The 19,835-nt window shown below is 64.9% G+C and carries 18 protein-coding genes; 9 read left to right on the top strand and 9 right to left on the bottom strand.

Annotated elements, in window-relative coordinates; translation table 11 throughout:
- Positions 1-49 precede the first annotated feature (49 nt).
- Together GRX03_RS03020 and GRX03_RS03025 are read left to right on the top strand one after the other, a co-directional pair.
- On the top strand, positions 50-2,206 hold the full coding sequence (locus tag GRX03_RS03020; protein WP_159762699.1) for a sensor histidine kinase: 2,157 nt from the start codon (positions 50-52) through the stop codon (positions 2,204-2,206).
- 447 nt (positions 2,207-2,653) lie between these two features.
- A complete protein-coding gene (locus tag GRX03_RS03025) occupies positions 2,654-3,136 on the top strand; it encodes a hypothetical protein (protein ID WP_159762700.1) in 483 nt (160 codons plus the stop codon).
- A gap of 100 nt (positions 3,137-3,236) precedes the next feature.
- Here the strand turns inward: GRX03_RS03025 and GRX03_RS03030 are convergent, their stop codons facing one another.
- Positions 3,237-3,992, bottom strand: a complete 756-nt coding sequence (locus GRX03_RS03030; RefSeq protein WP_159762701.1) for an MBL fold metallo-hydrolase — start codon at positions 3,990-3,992, stop codon at positions 3,237-3,239.
- Positions 3,993-4,041: 49 nt separating this feature from the next.
- Positions 4,042-4,869 carry a hypothetical protein gene (locus tag GRX03_RS03035; protein WP_159762702.1) on the bottom strand — a complete coding sequence of 276 codons (828 nt, stop codon included), beginning with the start codon at positions 4,867-4,869 and terminating at the stop codon, positions 4,042-4,044.
- A gap of 135 nt (positions 4,870-5,004) precedes the next feature.
- Here GRX03_RS03035 and GRX03_RS03040 point away from each other — a divergent pair, with 135 nt between their 5' ends.
- The 4 genes from GRX03_RS03040 (at position 5,005) to GRX03_RS03055 (ending at position 8,010) form a co-directional block, all read left to right on the top strand.
- Complete coding sequence (locus GRX03_RS03040; protein ID WP_159762703.1) at positions 5,005-5,394, top strand: CopG family ribbon-helix-helix protein; 390 nt, start codon at positions 5,005-5,007, stop codon at positions 5,392-5,394.
- Positions 5,395-5,982: 588 nt separating this feature from the next.
- Entirely contained in the window at positions 5,983-6,378 is a 396-nt protein-coding gene (locus GRX03_RS03045) for an ArsR/SmtB family transcription factor (RefSeq protein WP_159762704.1), read from the top strand.
- Positions 6,371-7,561, top strand: a complete 1,191-nt coding sequence (locus tag GRX03_RS03050) for an arsenic resistance protein (protein ID WP_159762705.1) — start codon at positions 6,371-6,373, stop codon at positions 7,559-7,561. Before GRX03_RS03045 ends, GRX03_RS03050 begins: the two co-directional genes overlap by 8 nt.
- A 2-nt stretch (positions 7,562-7,563) precedes the next feature.
- Complete coding sequence (locus GRX03_RS03055; RefSeq protein ID WP_159762706.1) at positions 7,564-8,010, top strand: low molecular weight phosphatase family protein; 447 nt, start codon at positions 7,564-7,566, stop codon at positions 8,008-8,010.
- Between the two features lie 6 nt (positions 8,011-8,016).
- Here GRX03_RS03055 and GRX03_RS03060 read toward each other — a convergent pair whose 3' ends face one another.
- Both GRX03_RS03060 and GRX03_RS03065 read right to left on the bottom strand, forming a co-directional pair.
- On the bottom strand, positions 8,017-9,789 hold the full coding sequence (locus tag GRX03_RS03060; protein WP_159762707.1) for an excinuclease ABC subunit C: 1,773 nt from the start codon (positions 9,787-9,789) through the stop codon (positions 8,017-8,019).
- Positions 9,790-9,827: 38 nt separating this feature from the next.
- Entirely contained in the window at positions 9,828-10,454 is a 627-nt protein-coding gene (locus GRX03_RS03065; protein WP_159762708.1) for a hypothetical protein, read from the bottom strand.
- Positions 10,455-10,586: 132 nt separating this feature from the next.
- On the opposite strand from GRX03_RS03065, the gene GRX03_RS03070 reads away from it, so the two are divergent.
- On the top strand, positions 10,587-10,859 hold the full coding sequence (locus GRX03_RS03070) for a hypothetical protein (protein WP_159762709.1): 273 nt from the start codon (positions 10,587-10,589) through the stop codon (positions 10,857-10,859).
- A 1-nt stretch (position 10,860) separates the two neighbouring features.
- On the opposite strand, the gene ligA is transcribed toward GRX03_RS03070, so the two are convergent.
- The 5 genes from ligA to rimI all read right to left on the bottom strand — a co-directional run bounded on the left by ligA (position 10,861) and on the right by rimI (position 16,272).
- A complete protein-coding gene (gene ligA / locus GRX03_RS03075) occupies positions 10,861-12,933 on the bottom strand; it encodes an NAD-dependent DNA ligase LigA (protein WP_159762710.1) in 2,073 nt (690 codons plus the stop codon).
- A gap of 206 nt (positions 12,934-13,139) precedes the next feature.
- Entirely contained in the window at positions 13,140-13,274 is a 135-nt protein-coding gene (locus tag GRX03_RS16850; RefSeq protein WP_267902754.1) for a hypothetical protein, read from the bottom strand.
- 80 nt (positions 13,275-13,354) lie between these two features.
- Complete coding sequence (locus tag GRX03_RS03080; protein WP_368277910.1) at positions 13,355-14,458, bottom strand: alanine--glyoxylate aminotransferase family protein; 1,104 nt, start codon at positions 14,456-14,458, stop codon at positions 13,355-13,357.
- Between the two features lie 67 nt (positions 14,459-14,525).
- Positions 14,526-15,749 carry an MFS transporter gene (locus tag GRX03_RS03085; protein WP_368277912.1) on the bottom strand — a complete coding sequence of 408 codons (1,224 nt, stop codon included), beginning with the start codon at positions 15,747-15,749 and terminating at the stop codon, positions 14,526-14,528.
- A gap of 52 nt (positions 15,750-15,801) precedes the next feature.
- Positions 15,802-16,272, bottom strand: coding sequence for a ribosomal protein S18-alanine N-acetyltransferase (rimI, locus tag GRX03_RS03090; protein WP_368277914.1), 471 nt, complete (start codon positions 16,270-16,272; stop codon positions 15,802-15,804).
- A gap of 92 nt (positions 16,273-16,364) precedes the next feature.
- Here rimI and GRX03_RS03095 point away from each other — a divergent pair, with 92 nt between their 5' ends.
- Positions 16,365-16,784: a hypothetical protein gene (locus GRX03_RS03095; RefSeq protein WP_159762711.1), complete on the top strand. Its 420-nt coding sequence runs from the start codon at positions 16,365-16,367 to the stop codon at positions 16,782-16,784.
- 52 nt (positions 16,785-16,836) lie between these two features.
- Positions 16,837-19,812, top strand: coding sequence for a PAS domain S-box protein (locus GRX03_RS03100; RefSeq protein WP_159762712.1), 2,976 nt, complete (start codon positions 16,837-16,839; stop codon positions 19,810-19,812).
- Positions 19,813-19,835 lie beyond the last annotated feature (23 nt).

A 19,835-nucleotide genomic window follows, 5' to 3' on the forward strand; every position in this document is an offset into this window, starting at 1 on the left:
TATCGATTGTCCGTGGTTTCTTGTATCATGAGGCGTACATTGTCCGTGTATGCTCGAGCCGTTGGTCCTCGCGTACGTCGGTGACGGGAAACGCGGGCTCGACATCATCCGCGCCCTCGATCAGCGACTCCACCGTCCCGTCCACCTCCTGACGACGATGCCGGAGGCGACAGACAGCGTCGTCGATAGCTCCTTTCTGGACGCGGTCGTCTGCGGACTGATCGAGAGCAGCGACCTCCAGCAGGTCGTCGACGCCGTCGCCGACGAGAACCCCGACATCCCGGTGTTCGATCTGAGCGGCTCGATCGCCGCCGTCCCCGAATCGGTCGACCTCCACCAGATCTATCCGGGCGAGAGCCGCGCCGAAGCGGCCGACGAACTGGTCGGAGCGGTGCTGAGCGGTACCGGTCGGGACCGGAAGCGGGTCCCCCGAACGCTCGGCCAGTACGTCGCTCTCGACAACAGTTGGGTCGTGACCGACTGGGACCCGCGCCTCGAATCCTGGACCGGCCGTTCTCCCGACGACGCGGTCGGTGAGTCCCTCTGGGAGCTGTTTCCCGAGTGGGACGGCTCCGACCTCCACGAGGTCTGTCGGGCCGTCCGGGAGAACGGGGACCCGACGACCACGGAGATCTATCACGAACCGGCGGATGCGTGGCTCGATCTTCGGGTCGTCGCGCTCGAAAGCGGCGGCATCGAGTGTTTTCTCCGCGATATCTCCGATTACAAGCAGACCGAGCAGTTCGACGGCCCGACCGAGCGTTTCGAGGACACCCTCGAACGGATCACGGACGCGTTCTTCGCGCTGGACAACGAGGATCGCTTCGTGCTGTTGAACAGCCGTGCCGAGGAGGTGCTCGATGTCGAGGAGTCCGAGGTGACCGGCGTCCGGTTCTGGGACGCCTTCCCGGCGGCCATCTCCACGAGCTTTTACAGCAAGTTCAACGAGGCGATGCAGAGCCAGGAGCCGACCAGTTTCGAGGAGTACTACCGGCCCCGCGACCGCTGGTTCGAGGTCAACGCCTACCCTTCCGACGACGGGCTGTCGGTGTTTCTCCGCGATGTCACCGAACAGGTCCAACTCCAGCAGAAACTGGAGTCGCTTCACGACGTGACCCGCGAACTCATCGTCGCGGAGTCAGACACCGACATCGCGGAGGGAACCGTCGAGGCGACCGAGGAGATCCTGGACTTTCAGCTGGCGGCCGTCTGGCGGTACAACGACGCGACCGACAAGTTAGATCCGCTAGCGTGGTCCGAACAGATCGACGACCGCGTCGATGAGATGTCGCCGCTGGACCGCGACAGCGAGTTCATCTGGGAGGTCTACGAGACCGGCGAATCCCGACAGCTCGGGTTCGTCCCCGCGACGACCTCGACCTCACACCACCCCGGAAAGGTCACCTCCGAACTGCTCGTCCCCGTCGGCGAGTACGGCGTTATCGGCGCGTACTCCGACCAGCGCGACGCCTTCGACGAGACCGATGTCGAACTGTTTCGGCTCCTTTCGAGCACGGTCGAGTCCGCGTTCGCACGGACGCTGCGCGAACGCCAACTCGCACAGCGCAACGAGCGACTCAACGACTTCGCGAGCGTCGTCAGCCACGACCTGCGCAACCCGCTGAACATCGCCTCGGCACACGCGGAACTCGCGCGCGATGCCGAGGACCCCCAGCCACACATCGAGAAGATCGACACCTCACTCGGTCGGATGGAGGATCTGATCGAGGATCTGCTCGCTCGCGCCCGCGGAGATCAGGATCTCGACCGCGAACCGGTCTCGCTGTCGACCATCGCCGGGGAAGCCTGGGAGAGCGTCGACACGGCCGAGGCGACACTCGACATCCGCGGGGACGGACAGTTCGACGCCGACCCGGATCGGCTCCGACAACTGTTCGAGAACCTGATCCGCAACAGCATCGATCACGGACGCGAAGACGTGACCGTCAGGATCGGCGTTACCGAGGACGGCTTTTTCGTCGCCGACGACGGGCCGGGCGTGCCACCCGACGACCGCGAGGAAATCTTCGAGCAGGGCGTGACTCGCTCCGAGGAGGGGACGGGCTACGGGCTCGCAATCGTCACGGATATTGTCGACGGCCACGGCTGGTCGATTTCCGTCGCGGATAGCTGGGCCAACGGCGCTCGGTTCGAGATCAGCGGGGTTCGCTCGCTGTCGGATGTCGCGGAAGCCCAGACGGGCTGACCTGCCTTGCGCCGCTTGTCCCCTGCCCCCGGCTCGCTCTCGTTTAAGTAATAAACAGCTGAGCGATATATCGAATCGCCGCGTCCGGTCGCTACGGTACCCCACGGGGCTGACAGTCGCCGCCCGTCTCGACTGACAACCGCTACCGTAGAACCCGGAGACAGCGTCGGGGACTCTTCGCGTACACACCTCGAACCATTCGATTTCTCACACCGTTCGACAACCGCGCGCGACCACCCAGCAGAATGTATCCGCCTCCGTCGATTCTCGTGCAACCGACTCGCCAGCCCTGCAACTCCAGCGTGCCCGGAGCGTCAACAGACAGGCCGCCCGTTTCGATGTGGACTCACTCGCCCCTTCACCAGGCGTGCGTTCGAGCCGCGGGTGAATATTTTGATGGTGAGATCCACAAAAATCATGATCTTCAGGCGAGAACTGTAGTCAGATGTGCAATCAGGCATCACAGTCGGCACCTTCACGAAAACCCTCCTCATCTTGACAGTGCTCACTGGGTCGGTGACCATCGTCGGCATCGAGGTCCTCCAGTGGAACGCGGATACGGTCGAGTACAGCATAGAGACGTTATCTCAGTCGTGTGACCCGCAGTCCGACTCCCGCTACGTACTGGAGTACAGCAATCTCTCCGCAACAGACCAGGAGATATTCCGGTCGGCACTCCGGGCAGACGACGTGTACACGACACGAACCCCTCCCGACGATTTCCTCGTTCAGACCGACACCACGGAGGACAATTACGTCCGGTACGACTCCGAGTGCTACCGATTGACAGCCCAATCTAGGCGTGAAAATCCCCTGTTCGAGGCGTTCCTTCTTCGAACGGTTGGAGGGGTCCTCACTGGCGTATTTACAGTCGCCGCTGTGATCGGTCTCGCCTGGACGACGATACGACGACGTGGCGATGATCCGTAATAGCTCCCCGATCTCTCGTGATTGTGAACATCGTGCCGGCTTTGGTTGAGTCCCTTCGTCAGCGTGCCACAGCACAGTCCGTGACCTCACGTCTGCCGCGTCACTCGATAGTGATCTCCTCGCCGTCTTCGGGGACCTGAACGTCCGGGACCGTCGACCGGAGTTCCTCGCGGGTGAGCAGACAGTGGTTGATCGCCTCCATGTGATCGACGATGACGGTCGCGTCGGTGGCCTCCCGGACGGCAGCGATATCTTCGGTCCCCATCGTGATCGGTTCGTGGCCGACGAACTGCGCCGCGCCGCCGTTGAGAACGACCGTCTCCGGATCGAACTCGTCGAGAGTCTGTTCGACCGGGTCGTACCAGACTGTGTCGCCGGCGAGATACAGCGACTGCTCGCCCTCGAAGACGAATCCGGAGACCGGTCCCATCATCTCACCCAACTCGCCGTGACCGTGCCGGCCCGGAGTCCGGTGGATGGTAATCCCCCCGAAGCTACGCTCGTCGTCGACGGGCCGGACATCCGTAAAGCCCTCTTCGACGAACGCCTCCTCGTCGGCAGGCTGGCAAAACAGCGGTACGTCAGCGTCGAGTTGCTCTCTCGCCGGTTCGTCGAAGTGATCGTCGTGACGGTGTGTGACGAGTACCGCGTCGTGTGAGAGGTCGACGTCGGGCATCGGTACCATCGGATTCCGGCGGTCGTTTTCGACTTCGAGGGCGTCCGGAACGCCGGGTTTGTCGCCTATCGACGGCGCACTCCCCTCCGCTGCGAACATCGGGTCGACGAGAAACGTCGTGTCGTCGATGGTGAGAACGAGGGTGGCGTTACGAACGAGTTGCAGGCTGTCGCGTGACATACCACATGATCGTGGGGGGCCATTGTGGAACTTACGCTCGCCGCCTGTCTCAGAGCAGTCCGGTAACGAATCCGACGCCCATGAGACAGAGCACCGCCGCGGAGAAGGCCGGCAGATAGGGGGTGTATCGCTCGATCCGTCGCTCGTACCGGCGGTAGCCAGCGATCAGGGCGACGGTCAGCCCGACGATTCCGACGATCACCGCGCCGGCGTAGGCGAGCATCAGACCGAGACAGTGTTCGGAGCCGGCACACAGCGCGATGATCTCGAACTCCTCCTCGTGGGCGAACCCGAGTACGAAAGCGGCCCAGGTGAGTCCGAGTAGCCCCCGGTCGGCACCCTCGCTGAGCCGTCCGTGCGAGTGCTCGTCGTCTCGGTGAGGGTGGCTGTCCGCTCCGTTCGAGTGGTCTCCATGTCGACGTGAGCGACCGTCCGTTTCGTGTGAGTGCCCGTCGTCTCCGTGTGAACGTCCGCTCTCGCCGTGATCGTGGGTGTCGTTCTCGTGGGGGTGGTCGTGTCCTCCACCGTGGCTGTGTCCGTGGCGGTACTCCCGGACGCCGAGGGCGACGAGGAAGAGGCCTGCCACGATACTGACCGGCCCGCCGATCCTGACCGTGCCAGCCAGCGTGATCGGTTCGTTGATCGCCGTCAGTCCGGCGAACTCCTTCGCATAGAAGAACACGCCCACCATCGCGATGCTACTGATCAGATGGCCGATACCGATGATGAGACCCGCCGTGATCCCGTACAGCCACTTGCGCTGCCGGTCGAGAGCGTAGGAGGCGGCAATCGGCCAGCCGTGTCCGGGTTCGATCCCGTGCACGCCGCCCAGGAGGACCGCACCGATTACCACCCCTCCGGCGTCTGCGTGGAACATCTCTGTTTTCCAATCCTCGTTCGAGTGAATAACCGTTGTTAATACAGGTACGGGGGAGTCGTCATACGAGGTCGTCGGGTCGCCCGGTTTATTTCGACACGCAGAGCTTTGTATCTCTGTACTCAAAGGCTGGTTATGCGTACGAGCTTCAACATTCCGGACGAACTCGTCGCGGAGTTCGATCAGGTCTGGCAGGAGGAAGACCTCGCCAACCGATCCCGGGCCGTCCGTGAGGCGATGCAGGAGTACATCGAGACGCACTCCGAACTCGAATCGCTGACGGAGGACGTCACCGCCATCATCGCGTTCGATTACCGTCACCACGAGGTGATCGCCGACCTCCACGCCGTCCAGCACGAGTACCAGGACGTCATTCTCAGCACGAGCCACGCACACCAGGGCGAGTGGTGTCTCGAATCGGTGTTCTGCCAGGGCTCGGGCGAACGGGTCCGTGATCTGAGCTATCAGCTCCGGGATTTCGACGGCGTCCACCGCGTCAAGAGCATGGTTATCCGCGACCAGTGACCAGCTGGCTGCCCCCTCTCTGTCTTGGATCGGTTAATTGAATTCTGATTAAATTCTAATTCTGTGGTACTCTCGTATGCAGGGACACGTGGGTTTACCCGGGGCCAGTGTGGGCGAAAATGCAAAACTATTAGTTGAACAATCTCTCAACTTATTGTACGGACTATGATTCGACCGCTTCAGGCCATCAGGGCTCTGTTCGAGGCTCTCGACGAGCACAGTTCGGACCGAACTGCCCGGACGGACATCTACGCGGACACTCGGACGGACGGCGGCGTCTATTCGATTACCAGTACGCAGTCTAGCGAGACCACATATGGCGTGGGCGCAACGCCTGAGGGATCGACGCGACCGGGAACCACGACTGTCGAGACGACAAACCCGAATGCGCCGCCTTACGATTCAACCCCGACAGACGACTGATCCCTTGGATCCAAGCGCCACAACCTGCGTGTACTTTTGATTTTTCTCAACTAACTGTAGTTGGCGCCACGCTGAATAGCTGTCTTAGCTGTTCAGAACGAGTTAGTCACGAATAGGGTAGCGCAGTCGAAGATTTTAATTGAAGTAGAATTCAATTATTGTCTGATGGCACAAACAACGGAACGACTTCGACGCTATCTCGACGACGAACTCGATGACTGCCGCAGCGAGGATGTCAAACGCCGTCTCGACGAACTCGCAACGCTCGCAACGCTCACTGACGAACAGATCGAAACCGAACTCGGTGTGCTCTCCGCGCTGGCGAACGAGACCCGATACACGCTGGTCCGCGTGCTCGTCGCCGCCGGTGAGGAACTCTGTGTCTGCGAACTCAACGCCGTCGTCGACGTGACTGAGAGCGGCCTCAGCCACGCGCTCTCGGAGTTGGTCGACGCCGGACTGGTCGACGGGCGCAAGGACGGCCGCTGGAAGAAGTACCGCGCGACCAACCGTGCCGTGGCACTTCTCACCGTCCTCGACGGGAGCGTGACCGATGAGTAACGCACACGACCACGGCCCGAACTGCGAGTGTGAGAGCTGTGGCGATCCGCGGTCGATGGACGTTCTGGACAAGTATCTCACCGTCTGGATCTTCGCCGCGATGGCCCTCGGCGTCGGTCTCGGCTTCGCCGCCCCGTCGGTCACCGAACCGATTCAGGACTTCCATCTGGTCGAAATCGGGCTCGTGGCGATGATGTACCCGCCGCTGGCGAAGGCCGACTACTCGCGGCTGCCCACCGTCTTCAGCAACTGGCGGGTCCTCGGGCTGAGCCTCGTCCAGAACTGGCTGATCGGTCCGACGCTGATGTTCGGTCTCGCCGTCTTCTTCTTCAGCGGCCTCGTTCCCGGCCTCCCCGCCCGTCCCGAGTACTTCCTGGGGCTGGTGTTCATCGGGATGGCTCGGTGTATCGCGATGGTGCTGGTCTGGAACGAACTCGCGGAGGGATCGACGGAGTACGTCACCGGACTCGTCGCCTTCAACAGCCTCTTCCAGATTCTCACCTACGGCGTCTACGTCTGGTTTTTCGCCCTGTTCCTCCCGCCGCTTCTGGGCATGGAGACGCTGGTCGCCGGCATCGAGACCTTCGACGTGGCGCCGGGACAGGTCCTCGAAGCGATCGCTATCTTCCTCGGGATCCCGTTCGCGGCGGGCGTCCTCTCGCGGTACGTCCTCCCGTTCGTCGTGGGAATCTACTCGCAGTACGTGGGGACCGACAGGGACGGCGGCGAGTGGTACGAGGAGACGTTCCTGCCGGCGATCGATCCCCTGACGCTGGTCGCGCTGCTGTTCACGGTCGTCGTGATGTTCGCCACTCAGGGCGAGAACATCGTCGCCGCACCCGCCGACGTGCTGCTCATTGCCGTCCCGCTGACCGTCTACTTCGTCGTGATGTTCCTCGTCTCCTTCGGTATGGGCCGGAGCATCGGGGCGGACTACTCGACGACCACCGCGATCGGCTTCACCGCCGCCTCGAACAACTTCGAACTCGCAATCGCCGTCTCGGTGGCGGTCTTCGGCGTCGGCTCCGGCGTCGCGTTCGCGACCGTCGTCGGCCCGCTCATCGAGGTCCCCGTGTTGCTCGCGCTAGTCAACGTCGCGCTGTACTTCCAGCGCCGCTTCGACTGGGGCGGGTTCGACACCGGCAGCCTCACCTCCTCGGCCTCCGAACCTACCGACGATTAACCATGTCATCCACAACAGACTCGACAGACACGATTCGCATCGCCTTCATGTGCGTCCAGAACGCCGGTCGCTCGCAGATGTCGACCGCCTTCGCGGAGCGCGAACGCGACCGACGCGGCCTCGGTGACAGCGTCGAAATTCTCACCGGCGGCACCGACCCGGCCGACAGCGTCCACGACGAGGTAGTGGCCGTGATGGACGAGATCGGAATCGACATCTCCGAACGCCAGCCCCGAGAGATCACGCTCGACGAACTGCGCTCCTGTGAGTACGTCGCGACCATGGGCTGTTCGACCCTCGATGTCGGGGACGTCGGTGACGACGTCGACGTTCGCGACTGGGCGCTGGACGATCCGGACGGACAGGACCTCGACCGGGTCCGCGAGATCCGCGACGAGATCGAGGCGCGTGTCACCGCACTGTTCGACGAACTCGCCGAGTCAGACTGACGCCGACTACAGCTGTCGGCTGATTCGCTCTGCGGTCTGCTCGCCGATGCCGTCGATCTCCTGTAGTTCTGCGGCGGTCGCCGCTCGAACGCCGTCGACACTGCCGAACCGGCCGAGGAGCCGTTTCCGGGTCTCGGGGCCGACGCCGTCGATTTCGTCCAGGGCCGTCGATACCTCGTCCCGCAGCGTCTCGTGGTACTGCACGGCGAAGCGGTGGGCCTCGTCGCGCACCCGCTGGAGCAGTTTGAGTTTTTCGTCGCCGCTGTCCCAGTCGTACTCTCCCTCCGGAGTGACGACGATCTCTTCGGCTTTCGCGAGCGCGACCGCGGGCACGTCCCACCCGACGGCATCGAGCGCCTCGCGGGCCGCGTCGAGTTGTCCCTCACCGCCGTCGATCAACAGCAGGTCCGGATCCGGTCGGTCGTCTCGACCTTCGACCGCCCGCCTCGCGCGCCACTCGACCAGACGGCGGGTGTTCGCGTAGTCGTCGTTGGTCTCGGTCAGTTTCTTCCGGCGGTAGTCGCTCTTCTCGGCGGCGCCGTCGACGAAACAGACGTTGCTCCCGACGACGTCCCGGCCCCGGGCGTGGCTGACGTCGAACCCCTCGATTCGGTCGGCGCGGTCGAGACCGAGCGCCGCGGCCAGCCCCGTCGTCCCGTCGCGTTCGCGCTCGTCGCGGCGGGCGTTTTTCATCGCCAGATCGATCAGCGTCGCTTCCCGGCCCGCGCCCGGAACGGACAACTCGACTCCGGCGTCGGCCAGCCAGGCGTCCAACCCGTCGCCGACGGGCTGTTCGGGACAGAGCAGTCGGTCCGGTAGCTCGGTACCGGCGTAGTACTGCGGGATGAAGGCACCGAGCACCGCTCCCGGATCGGAGGCGTCGGGTAACTCCACGGCGGACTCGGTGGGTTCGTCGCTATCGGGGACCGCCAGCGTGTGCTGTTCGCGGTCGACCAACTGCCCGTCTTCGGCCCGCAGCAGCGCGACGGTCGGCTCCCGGCCCGCCAGCGAGACGCCCAGCACGTCGGTCCGTCGGCGCTGGCTGTCGGCCTGTGTGACCGCTTCACCCCCGGTCTCCCGAAACTGCTCGACGGCATCGAGCATGTCTCGGAGATTCGCCGCCCGCTCGAAGCGCTCGTCCTGTGCCGCCCGTTCCATCTCCCGTCTGAGCGGCTCCGTCAACACCCCCGTCTCGCCGTTGAAAAACCGCTCGACCGACGCCACGTCGTCGAGATATCCCTCCCGGCTGATCTCGCCGGTACAGGGGGCCGAGCAGAGGCCGATGTCGTAATCCAGACAGGGCCGATCACGGTTCGCGAACTTGTGATCCGAGCAGCCCCGAAGCCCGTAGATGTCCCGGAGCGCCTTGCAGACGGTCTCGACGGTTCCCTTGTCGGTGAACGGGCCGAAGACAGTCGATCCGCCCTCCGGATCCCGGGTGATCCGCAGTCGGGGGTAGTCGTGGTCGGTCAGCGCGACCAGCGGGTAGGACTTGTCGTCTTTCAGCCGCACGTTGTACCGCGGCCGGTGACGCTTGATCAGGTTCGCCTCAAGCAGCAGCGCTTGGGATTCGGTGTCGGTGACGGCGATATCGATCTCCCCCGCCCGGGCGACCATCTGGCGGATCCGCTCGCTTCTCGGGTCGGCGTACGACCGGACGCGGTCCCGGAGTTCGACGGCCTTGCCGACGTACAGCACGCGGTCGCCGTCGAGAAACTGGTAGACGCCGGGCTCCGCCGGCAGCGCACTGGCGCGCTCGCGGAGGGTCGCTTCGTCCATCACCCGACGCTTGGGGCTCGGTGGCTTTTGATCCGTCGTTAGAAGATGTCCTCGGGTAGCATCGACGCGAGTCTGCCGGAGTCGCCCGCCTGCTCGTCGATGAGAATCGCCTCTTCGAGCGCCGTCACCGCGAGATCGGGGTCGTCCGGACGGGGGACGTGCAGATCCTCGCCGTCGCCCGCGACGGAGATCACCAGCGTCGGCGTCCGCAGCAGCCAGTAGACCGCGAAGATGGCGACGGCGACGAGCAGTCCGAGCGCGCCGAAGGTCCGCATCAGTTCGTCGAGCTGTGAGAAGAGGTTCAACATCCCCTGTGCAGTGCCGGCGAGTCCGCTGGCACCCGTCCCCTGGAGCGACTGCGCGTCGAATCTGATGCCGCCGATGAAGCTCCCGAAGTCGACGAACACGCCAGCCAGTACGAGGAGCGCGCTGTAGACCCCGTAGCGGATACTCTTCGCGGCGAGGCCCGTCGGCCCGATTGCGCTGGTCGTGACGCCGGTCACGTTCGGGCGCTCGACCTGCTCGAAGTTCTCGCCGTCCATCTCCGGCGTGAACGTCAGCACGCGGTGGCTCGTGACGACAACTCGCGCGTTGTCGATGTCGACGATCTCCTCGACCGACTCGCTCTCGTAGAGGAGATCCTCGACCTTCGATTGCCACCCCATACTGACTCGTACACGCCCCCCTGATATGAGTCCGACGGCCGATTATCGCTGCTGAGAAAGCCCCTCGGACACGTCAGTCATCGAGCCGACCGATCCCGGAGCATACAACACCGCCCGCGGCCAAGCGAGGGTATGACCGACGACGAAGCGGTCCGCGTCTGGCTGGTCGAGCGCAGCTACGGCAGCGACGAGGATCTCGTCACGCTCGTCTTCGCGACGACCGACGGCCGGTACCAGCTCAAAAAACAGCTCTCTCACAACATGCTGTACGGCAAGACCATCACCGCGGCGCGGGAGGAACCGCCGGAGAACCTCGACGAGGTGAAAGACGCCGAGACTCGCGAGCGGTACGCGAGCGAGGCCTCCCGCATGGCCGAGGAACACGACCCGGACGAGGCGGTCTGAGTCAGCGTTCGACGCCGCGGTCGTCGAGCAGGTCGTACAACTCCGTTTCCGTGAGCGTCGGCACCCCTTCGGCGTCGGCGTCGTCGCGTTTGGTCTGTCCCGGATTCTCCCCGACGACGAGATAATCCGTGTTTCCGGAGACGCTCCCGGTCGCGTTTCCGCCGTGGCTCTCGACGAGATCCTGTGCCTCGCTTCTGGTCATCTCGTCGAGCGAGCCGGTGAACACGAAGGTCTCGCCGTCGAGAGCGTCGCCCCGTTCGATCTCCGTCTCCTGGGGTTCGACGTGTTCGAGCAGGCGGTCGAGCGCCGCCGCGGTCTCCTCGTTCTCGAAGAAGGCGCGGATCGACGCGGCGACCTTTGGCCCGACATCCGGGACTGTCTGTAGCTGCTCGGCGCTGGCCTCCCGGACCGCCTCGAACCGCTCGAACTCGGCGGCGAGCGCGCGGGCGGTCGTCTGACCCACGTCGGGGATGCCCAGCGCCGTCAGGAACTCGGCCAGCGGCGGCTCGCGGGTGTCGTCGATCTCGGCCAGCAGGTTCTCTGCGCTCCGCTCGCCCCAGCCTTCCAGCTCGGCCAGCTCCTCGACGGTGAGTTCGTACAGATCCGCCGGCTCCTCGACCAGTCCCGCCGAGATCAACTGCTCGACGCGCTGGCCGCCCAGTCCCTCGATGTCGAGGGCGTCTCGCGTCGCGTAGTGCTCGATTGCCTGCTCGCGTTGAGCCGGACAGCCGAATCCGGCCGGACAGAACGCGAGCGGGCCGTCACGCTGGACCTCGGAGCCGCATTCGGGACAGCGATCGGGGAACTCGAAGTGGCCGTCGTCGCCGTCGAGTACCTCGCTCACGTCCGGGATCACGTCGCCTGCGCGCTCGACGCGGACCGTGTCACCGATCCCGACGCCGAGTCGAGCGATCTCCTCGGGGTTGTGCAGACTCGCTCGCGAGACGGTCACGCCGCCGACATCGACGGGATCGAGCAGTGCGACGGGGGTGAGCCGACCGGTCCGGCCGACCTGGACGATGATGTCCCGAACGGTAGTCTCGCCGCTTCTCGCCGGGAACTTGTAGGCGAAGGCCCACCGCGGTGCACGGGCGGTCGCCCCCAGGCGCTCGCAGGCGTCGCGGTCGTCGACCGAGATGACCGTGCCGTCGATATCGAAGTCGAGGTCGTCGCGCTCGGCGAGCATCTCGTCGCGGTAGCTGATCGCCCCCTCGATGTCGTCGACGAGTTCGACCCGGTCGGTGACGCGCAACCCCCACTCGGGCAGTCGGTCGTAGATCTCGCTCGTCCGGTCGAACGTGGCCGTCGAGTCGATCACGTCGAAGAAATACACCGTCAACGGCCGCTCGGCCACCACGCGTGGATCGAGCTGTCGGAGCGTGCCCGCCGCGGCGTTTCTGGGGTTGGCGAACGGCTCTTTGCCCGCCTCGACGCGCTCGCGGTTGTGCTGTTGGAACGCCTCCCGGGGCATGAGCGCCTCTCCGCGGACCGCCAGGAAGTCGGGATACTCCCCGCGGAGCCGTTCGGGCACGGCGGGAATCGTCCGTACCTGTTCGGTCACGTCGTCGCCGCGCTCGCCGTCGCCGCGGGTCGCCGCGCGCTGGTAGATCCCGTCCTCGTAGACGATTTCGACGGAGAGCCCGTCGAATTTCGGCTCGCAGAAGTACTCGATCTCTCCGTTCCAGTCGGCGAGATCCGACCGGACCCGCTCGTCGAACTCCCGGACGTCCTCGGCGTCGCCGCTCTGATCGAGCGAGCGCATCACGTCGACGTGTTCGACCGTTTCGAGTTCGTCCAGCGGCTCGGCCCCGACCCGCTGGGTCGGACTTCCCTCCGTGTCGAGATCGAACTCCGTTTCGAGCGCGAGCAAACGCTCGAACAGCGCGTCGTAGCGTCGGTCCCCGATCACCGGATCAGCCTCGACGTAGTAGCGGTAATCGTGGTACCGGATCGCCTCGCGGAGGGTCTGGGCCTGCTCGCGGGCCGCGCTCTCATCGAGTTGTTCGACTGGCTCGAACTCCGTGTCCGGATCGCGGACGTACTGGTTGTCCGTCGGGTCCTGCTCGCGCTCCATCGACAGGGACGTGGGACGGGCCGGTAAAATGTCCGGCGGGATCGCGCGGCCGCGGCGACTGCACAGTCGGGGCCGACTGGACTCACGACTGTGCGACCGAACGTTTCTGTGCCGCACACCCGCCCCCTCGAAAGCCGGGGCGAAGAAAGGATACATTCGGACGACCGGCCAGGAACTGGCCGAACTCTCCCCCAGCCCGTGTGGTCTTACTCCGACTCTTCGTCGTCACCTCCGTCGGTAACGAGTTCCGTCTCCGCGCTACTCTCCTCGTTCAGGAACTCCGGCTCCGCGTCGGACTGTTCCTCCGTGTGCTCGTCTCGGTATGAGAACCCATGACACATGGTTCAAGATAACATTGGTCTGTCTCTTCTTGAAAGTTTCGTTGGAAGGATAGATGTACTGGACGGCGTCAGTTGCGTGTTCAGAGGCCAGCGACGTCTTCGATGGCGTCGGTCAGTTCCTCGATGCTCTCGACGGTGTGCTCGCCCATGTGGCCGATCCGGAAGCTCTCCTCGCTAATCGACCCGTACCCGCTGGAGAAGACCATGTCGTACTCCTCGGAGACCTGCTCGACGGTTTCCGCGACGTCGATCTCTCGGGTGTTCTCGACACAGGTGACCGTCTGTGACTCGTAGCCCTCCTCGGGGAACAGCCCGAAGTGCTCGCGTGCCCACTCACGGGTGTACTCGGCCATCTCCTGGTGGCGCTCGTGGCGGGCCTGATGGCCCTCTTCGAGCATGTGCTTCATCTGTTTGCGGTAGGCGAGCATGATCGGAATCGCGGGCGTCGAGTGGGTCTGGCCCTTGCGGTCGTAGTAGTCCAGACACCGCTGGAATCCGCCGTACCACGACGCCGAGTCCTTCTGTAGTTCCCGCTCGTAGGCATCGTCGCTGACGGTACAGACCGCGAGTCCCGGGGGCATCGCGAAGGCCTTCTGCGTCGAGGTGAAGATGGCGTCGATGTTGTGGCCTTCGATGTCGATGAAGTCGCCGCCGAGACAGGAGATGGCGTCGACGATGAAGTAGGTGTCCGGGTAATCGCCGAGCAGATCCCCGATCTCCTCGATCGGGTTGCGGACCCCGGTCGATGTCTCGTTCATCACCGCGCCGACGGCGTCGTAGTCGTTTTCTTCGAGCGCGTCGCGGATGTCCTCGGGTTTGACCGCCTCGCCCCAGTCGTACTCGATCCGGTCGACGGCCTTGCCGAGTCGCTCGGCGACGTTGGCCTGTCGCTCGCTGAACGCGCCGCTGGTCGGGACGAGCATCTTCTCTTCGACGAGGTTCAGCGTCGTCGCCTCCCAGAACTCCGTCCCGGACGCCGTGAGGATGATGACCTCCTGGTCGGTGTCCAGAAACTCCTTGGTGTCCTCGACGATGGTCGTGTAGAGGTCGGTCATCCGGTCCATCCGGTGGCCGAACATCGGTTCGGCCATCGCGTCGATCACGTCCTCGCGGACCTCGGTCGGCCCCGGCAGATACAGCGTCTTGTTCGGGTACTCGCCCGTATATTCCTGTTTTTTTGTCACGGAAACCACCTGCTCGTGTGGGCTATGCTGGGAGGGCGGGGGGTATGGGAGTTTTGGTCCGCCAGCGTCACCGCGTCAGGTCCTGCCCGCGCAGGCCGGACGCCGGCAGATCGAGACCTAACAGGAACGGGACGGCGACGACGGCGATCACCACCTCCGCGAGTCCGACCGCGAGGAAGGCGGCCTCGAAACTCACCCGTCCCGCGACCGTCGCGCCGCCGACGATACCGGTCAGAAAGCCGAGGCTACCGAAGACGTTGAATCCCCCCATCGCGACGCCGCGCTCGTCTCCGCTCGCGAGGTCGGTGACGAGTGCCATCGTCGCCGGCGCGACCAGCGCGCCCGTCACGCCGACCAGCACCATCGCGACCCCGGCGGTCGGCACCGTCGGCGCGTAGAAGACGCCCACGATCGTGAGCCCGTAGGCGAGCGATCCCGCCGCGACGGGCAGGACGCGCCCGATTCGGTCGGAGAGTCGCCCGAAGGGGTACTGAAGCAGTGCGAACGGGACGAAAAACGCCCCGAGAAGGAGTCCGGTCCCCCCGGGGTCGAGACCGAGTTCGGACTGGAAGTAGACCGTCCCCACGAGCGCGAAAAAGCCGGCGGTGAGCCGGTCGACGAAGCCGAAGGCGAAGGGGACCGCGAGCGACCGGCGACGCCACAGCGTCTCGACGGCCGCGCGTAGCCGGCGACTCCGGCCGGACGTGCGGTCGGAGGCGACCGTCGCGAGTCCGCCCACAGCGAACAGGACCGCCGCGGCGACGTACAGCGGCACGAACGGCCCGAGTCCGTACAGTTGGCCGCCGACTGGCGACCCGACCGCGGTCCCGAGGCCGATTGCCAGTCCCGCGGCCCCCATATTCCGGCCGTGGCCGCCGTCGAGATCCATCAGCGTCGTGATCGCCAGCGAGAACGCCCCGATGGTCGCCACGCCCTGGAGAAACCGGACGACGAGAACGACCTCGTACGGGACGGTGACGACCCGGGGAGCGACGGCGAGACTGAGGTAGCCGACGCCGCCGAGTATCGCTCCGGCAGCGACCAGCGGCGTCCGCCGTCCCGTCGCGTCGCTGAGTGCGCCCCACAGTCCGGCACAGAGGACGAACCCGGCGAACTCGGCGGTCAGAAACCACTTCCCGGCGCTCAGGATCGCCCCGACATCGCCGTTCCAGCCCGCGGGACTGGCGTCCAGCGCGACGACCAGATCCGGAATGCCGGGGTAGAGTAACACCTGTGCGAACAGGACCGCGAAAACGACTGCCCCGAGGACTGCCCGGTCAGTGTCGGACACGGTCGCGGCTACGGCCCACAGTATCAAGCACCTAACGGTCGATTCCCGTCGCTCAGCCGCAGGGCCGGACGAACAGCAGTCCGTCCTCGCCGTCGTTGTAGTAGCCCTCGATGGTACGGCGGTACTCGAAGCCGTGGGCGCGGTATAGCTCGATTGCCCGGTCGTTGCTCGCCCTGACTTCGAGTTTGATCGCGTGGACCTGCTCGGTTTCGAGGAGGTTGATCGCCCGCCTGAGGAGCGCCGTCCCGACCCCCTCCCCGCGGGCCTCCTGACGGACGGCGATATCCTTGACGTGTCCCAGCGGGATCCCCTGGTTCGAGACGGTGTCGGCGACGACGTAGCCGAGCACCGACTCTCCCGCCGCGACGAAAAAGCCGGGATTTCCCAGATACTGCTCGAAGGCGCTGAACGGCCACGGCTGGGCGAACGAGTCGGTCTCGATCCGGTACACTTCGAGGAGGTCGGCACGCGCGGCTGGTCGGACGTTGACTCCCGCTCGTCCCGGCGGTGATGCCGTCGTCACACCGCTGTCTACGCTTTCCCACCGTATATGTGTGATGGCGGCCTCGCTTCTCGAACAGAAACTGTTTCGCACGCGGAGCCGTATCGTCACACATGGCCGAGTTCAACCTTCACGCTCGTCTGGACAGCGAAGCCGTCTCCGACCCGATGGAGGTCTACGGGCGATACACCGACACCGACGGCGTCGAGGTCGCCGAGACGGACGACATCGACGACGACTCCGACCCGGATGTGCTGACGCCGACGCAGTTTCTCGAAATCGAGGGCGTCGAGACCTTCGCCGACATCTACACCGACCTCGCAGACGACCCCGCGGTCGTCAACCTCTCGCTGCGCGGCCCGACCGCGGAGAGATTTCCGATTCCCGTCCAACACCACGCGCTCCAGCAGATCGGCGATCCGACGCTGTACGAGTTTCATGCCCTCGACGGCCAGATCACGCTCGTGATCGCCGAGAGCGAACTCGAACTGAACCAGGTTCACAACCAGGTGCCGCCCGGTTCGCTCGGGTGATCCCCGCCCGATCCGGCCAAAGGTAATTGTGTCGTCTCCTGTAACTGCCTGTATGTCCGCGGAGTCAGGGGGAATCTCCGTTCTCTGCGTCGAGTCCGAACCGGACCGAGCGGACCGGACCGTTCGACTGCTCGAAGCCGCCGACGACCGACTGACAGTTACCGCCGTCTGCTCGGCCCAGAGCGCGCTCGAATATCTCGACGCCGACGGGATCGACTGCGTTCTGAGCGCGTACGCCCTCCCTGAGATCGACGGTCTGCAGTTTCTTCAGACCGTCCGTGCGGAGTATCCGAACCTGCCTTTCATTCTGTACACGACCGCCGCCTCGGAGGACATCGTCAGCGCCGCCGTGTCCGCAGATGTCTCCGATCACCTCGACCGACCGCAGCAACCCGACGGCTACCAGAACCTCGCGGCCCGGATCAGGGCGGTCGTCGAGCGCGAACGTGTCCGGCGCGGCGCGGCCTCCGATCACGAACAGGCAAAGCGCGTCCTCGAAGCCTCTCCCGACGGCATTCTGGTCAGCGTCGAGCGCGAACTCGTCTACGCCAACCCGGCCGCCGCCGACCTGTTCGGCGCCGCCGAGTCCGACCTGCTCGGCGCCGACCCCGTCTCGCTGACCGACACCGACCCCGTGATCTGGGAGCCGAAACGGGCCCAGGCCGACGACGAGTTGCTGACCCGTCACCGGAGTTCGTTCCCGACGCTCGACGGCGGTCGCGTCGACACCGAACTGACGACGAACACCATCGAGTGGCAGTCCGGGACGGGGATCGTTGCCGTCCTGCGTGACGTAACCGAATCGGCCGATACCGAGCGAAACGTCGACCAAACTCGCACCTACCTGGAGGGGATCGTCAACAGCGTCTCCGCGCTCATCTCGCTGAAAGATACCGAGGGGCGGTACCTCCTGATGAACCGCCGCTGTCGCGAACTGCTCGGTATCGACGAGTCGACGAACGTCGTGGGCATGACCGACGACCAACTGTTCGACGAGCAACTCGCCGACAAACTCTCCGTCGACGAGAGCGATCTGTTCGAGACCGGCGAAACGAGCGAGTCCGAAGTGACGGTCCCGACGACGGAGGGCGAGCGGACGTTGCTGATCCGCAAGACCCCGCTGTTCGACGACGGCGATCCGTACGCCATCTGTGCCGTCGCGACGGATATCACGACCCAGAAGAACCGACAGCACGCGCTCACCGAGCGGGTCAAGGAACTGTCGGCGGTCCACCGCGTCGTCGACATGTTCAACGCCGAACGCGAGAGGAACGAGGATCTGCTGTCGGAGTTCATCACCGGTCTCCCCGAGTCCTTCCAGTACCCGTCCCGGACCGACGCCCGGATCACGTACGGCGACCGGACTGTAACGACCGGAGAGTTCGACCCCGACTGCCCGGTGATCGACGCCGTCGGCCGAACCCAGAAGGGCCCGGATCTTTACCTCGAAGTTGCCTGTCGGCCGCCGGACGGCGAATCCGACCCGTTCCTCGCCGAGGAGCGCAGCCTCCTCGATACGCTGGCGAGCGTCATCGCCGGCTATCTCGAACGGCGGTCGTACATCGAAGAACTCCAGCGGTACGAGACGACGCTTCGCGCACTCGGTGATCCGGTCTACGCGCTCGACGCGGACGGCCGATTTACCTTCGTCAACGACGCCCTGCTCGACCGGACCGGCTACGACAAGTCGGAGATCCTCGGTGAGCACGCGTCGCTTTTGCTCACGGAGGAGGGCGTCGAGCGGGGCAGCGCGGTAATCCGGGACCTGCTGGACTCCCCGGAGGAGACACAGACCGCGAAGTGGGAGATGGAGCTGAAAACGGCCGACGGAGAACGGATCCCAGCAGAGAACCACGTCGCTTTGCTCCCGTTCGGTGAGGACGGCTTCCGCGGGACTGCCGGCGTCATCCGCGATATCACCGACCGGACCGAACGCGAGCGAGAGCTCCGGCGTCGAAAGGATCTGCTCGTCCGCACCGAACGGATGGCCGACGTCGGCGGGTGGGAGCTCGATCTCGAAGCCGGACAGATCTACTGGACGGAGGGCGCGCGGCTGATCCACGACGTCTCCGAGGAGTTCGAGCCGACGCCCGACAAGGCAATCGAGTTCTTCCACCCCGAGGACCGAGAGCGCATCAACCGGGCGGTCGCCCGGTGTCGGGAGACCGGTGAACCGTTCGACGCCGAGGTCCGCCTGATCACCGCCGAGGGCCGAGAACGGCTGATTCACATCCGCGGCGAGGCCGTCAGCGAGAACGGAACCGAGACCGTCCGGGGGACGCTGCAGGACATCACCGAACTCCGGGAGAACGAACAGCAACTCACCGTCCTCAACCGCGTTCTCCGGCACAACCTGCGCAACAGCCTCAACGTCGTGACCGCGAACGCCGAACTGCTCGTCGACCAGCTCCAGCAGTTCCGCTCCGCCGTCGACGAGCCGAACGAACCGACCGAGGCGGCGCTACGAGAGGCGGTCTCTGCGTTCCCATTCGCGGAAGCGCTCGACAACCTCGAACAGATCGAGACGAAGGCGTGGGAACTGCTCGCAATCGCCGACAAGTCCCGCGAACTCGGCGAGGTCATCGGACAGATCGACCACACGGGGCGGCTCGACATCGGGGACCTGCTGTCCTCGCTCGTCCAGGAGTACCGCCAGCAGTACCCGGAGGCGACGATCAACCTCGACGCCGCCTCGGTGTCGGTCGAGGCCAGCGCGGAGTCGGTCTCGCTGGCGCTGGAAGAACTGCTCGAAAACGCCCTGAAACACGCCGGCTCGGCTCCGGTCGTCGACATCGCCGTCCGCCAACCCTCCGAGAGTCGCGTCGAGATCACGATCAAAGACGACGGGCCGGGTATCCCCGACATCGAACGGCAGGCCCTCGAAGAGGGTGAGGAGACGGCGCTGAAACACTCCAGCGGATTCGGCCTGTGGACGGTCAACTGGCTGCTCGGTCGCCTCGGTGGGGCCGTCGCACTCGACGAGACCGAGCCGGGGACGCTCGTCCGGGTCGAACTCCCGGCCGCCTGAGACCGAACCCGACATTCATAAAC

The sequence above is a fragment of the Halovenus carboxidivorans genome (genome assembly GCF_009831575.1).
In the GTDB taxonomy this organism is placed as follows: domain Archaea; phylum Halobacteriota; class Halobacteria; order Halobacteriales; family Haloarculaceae; genus Halovenus; species Halovenus carboxidivorans.

Excerpts from the sequence above, each read along its gene's own strand:
- GRX03_RS03020 (WP_159762699.1), top strand. The coding sequence starts at position 50 with ATGCTCGAGCCGTTGGTCCTCGCGTACGTCGGTGACGGGAAACGCGGG.
- GRX03_RS03030 (WP_159762701.1), bottom strand. The coding sequence starts at position 3,992 with ATGTCACGCGACAGCCTGCAACTCGTTCGTAACGCCACCCTCGTTCTC.
- GRX03_RS03035 (WP_159762702.1), bottom strand. The coding sequence starts at position 4,869 with ATGTTCCACGCAGACGCCGGAGGGGTGGTAATCGGTGCGGTCCTCCTG.
- GRX03_RS03040 (WP_159762703.1), top strand. The coding sequence starts at position 5,005 with ATGCGTACGAGCTTCAACATTCCGGACGAACTCGTCGCGGAGTTCGAT.
- GRX03_RS03045 (WP_159762704.1), top strand. The coding sequence starts at position 5,983 with ATGGCACAAACAACGGAACGACTTCGACGCTATCTCGACGACGAACTC.
- GRX03_RS03050 (WP_159762705.1), top strand. The coding sequence starts at position 6,371 with ATGAGTAACGCACACGACCACGGCCCGAACTGCGAGTGTGAGAGCTGT.
- GRX03_RS03055 (WP_159762706.1), top strand. The coding sequence starts at position 7,564 with ATGTCATCCACAACAGACTCGACAGACACGATTCGCATCGCCTTCATG.
- GRX03_RS03060 (WP_159762707.1), bottom strand. The coding sequence starts at position 9,789 with ATGGACGAAGCGACCCTCCGCGAGCGCGCCAGTGCGCTGCCGGCGGAG.
- GRX03_RS03065 (WP_159762708.1), bottom strand. The coding sequence starts at position 10,454 with ATGGGGTGGCAATCGAAGGTCGAGGATCTCCTCTACGAGAGCGAGTCG.
- GRX03_RS03070 (WP_159762709.1), top strand. The coding sequence starts at position 10,587 with ATGACCGACGACGAAGCGGTCCGCGTCTGGCTGGTCGAGCGCAGCTAC.
- ligA (WP_159762710.1), bottom strand. The coding sequence starts at position 12,933 with ATGGAGCGCGAGCAGGACCCGACGGACAACCAGTACGTCCGCGATCCG.
- GRX03_RS16850 (WP_267902754.1), bottom strand. The coding sequence starts at position 13,274 with ATGTGTCATGGGTTCTCATACCGAGACGAGCACACGGAGGAACAGTCC.
- GRX03_RS03095 (WP_159762711.1), top strand. The coding sequence starts at position 16,365 with ATGGCCGAGTTCAACCTTCACGCTCGTCTGGACAGCGAAGCCGTCTCC.
- GRX03_RS03100 (WP_159762712.1), top strand. The coding sequence starts at position 16,837 with ATGTCCGCGGAGTCAGGGGGAATCTCCGTTCTCTGCGTCGAGTCCGAA.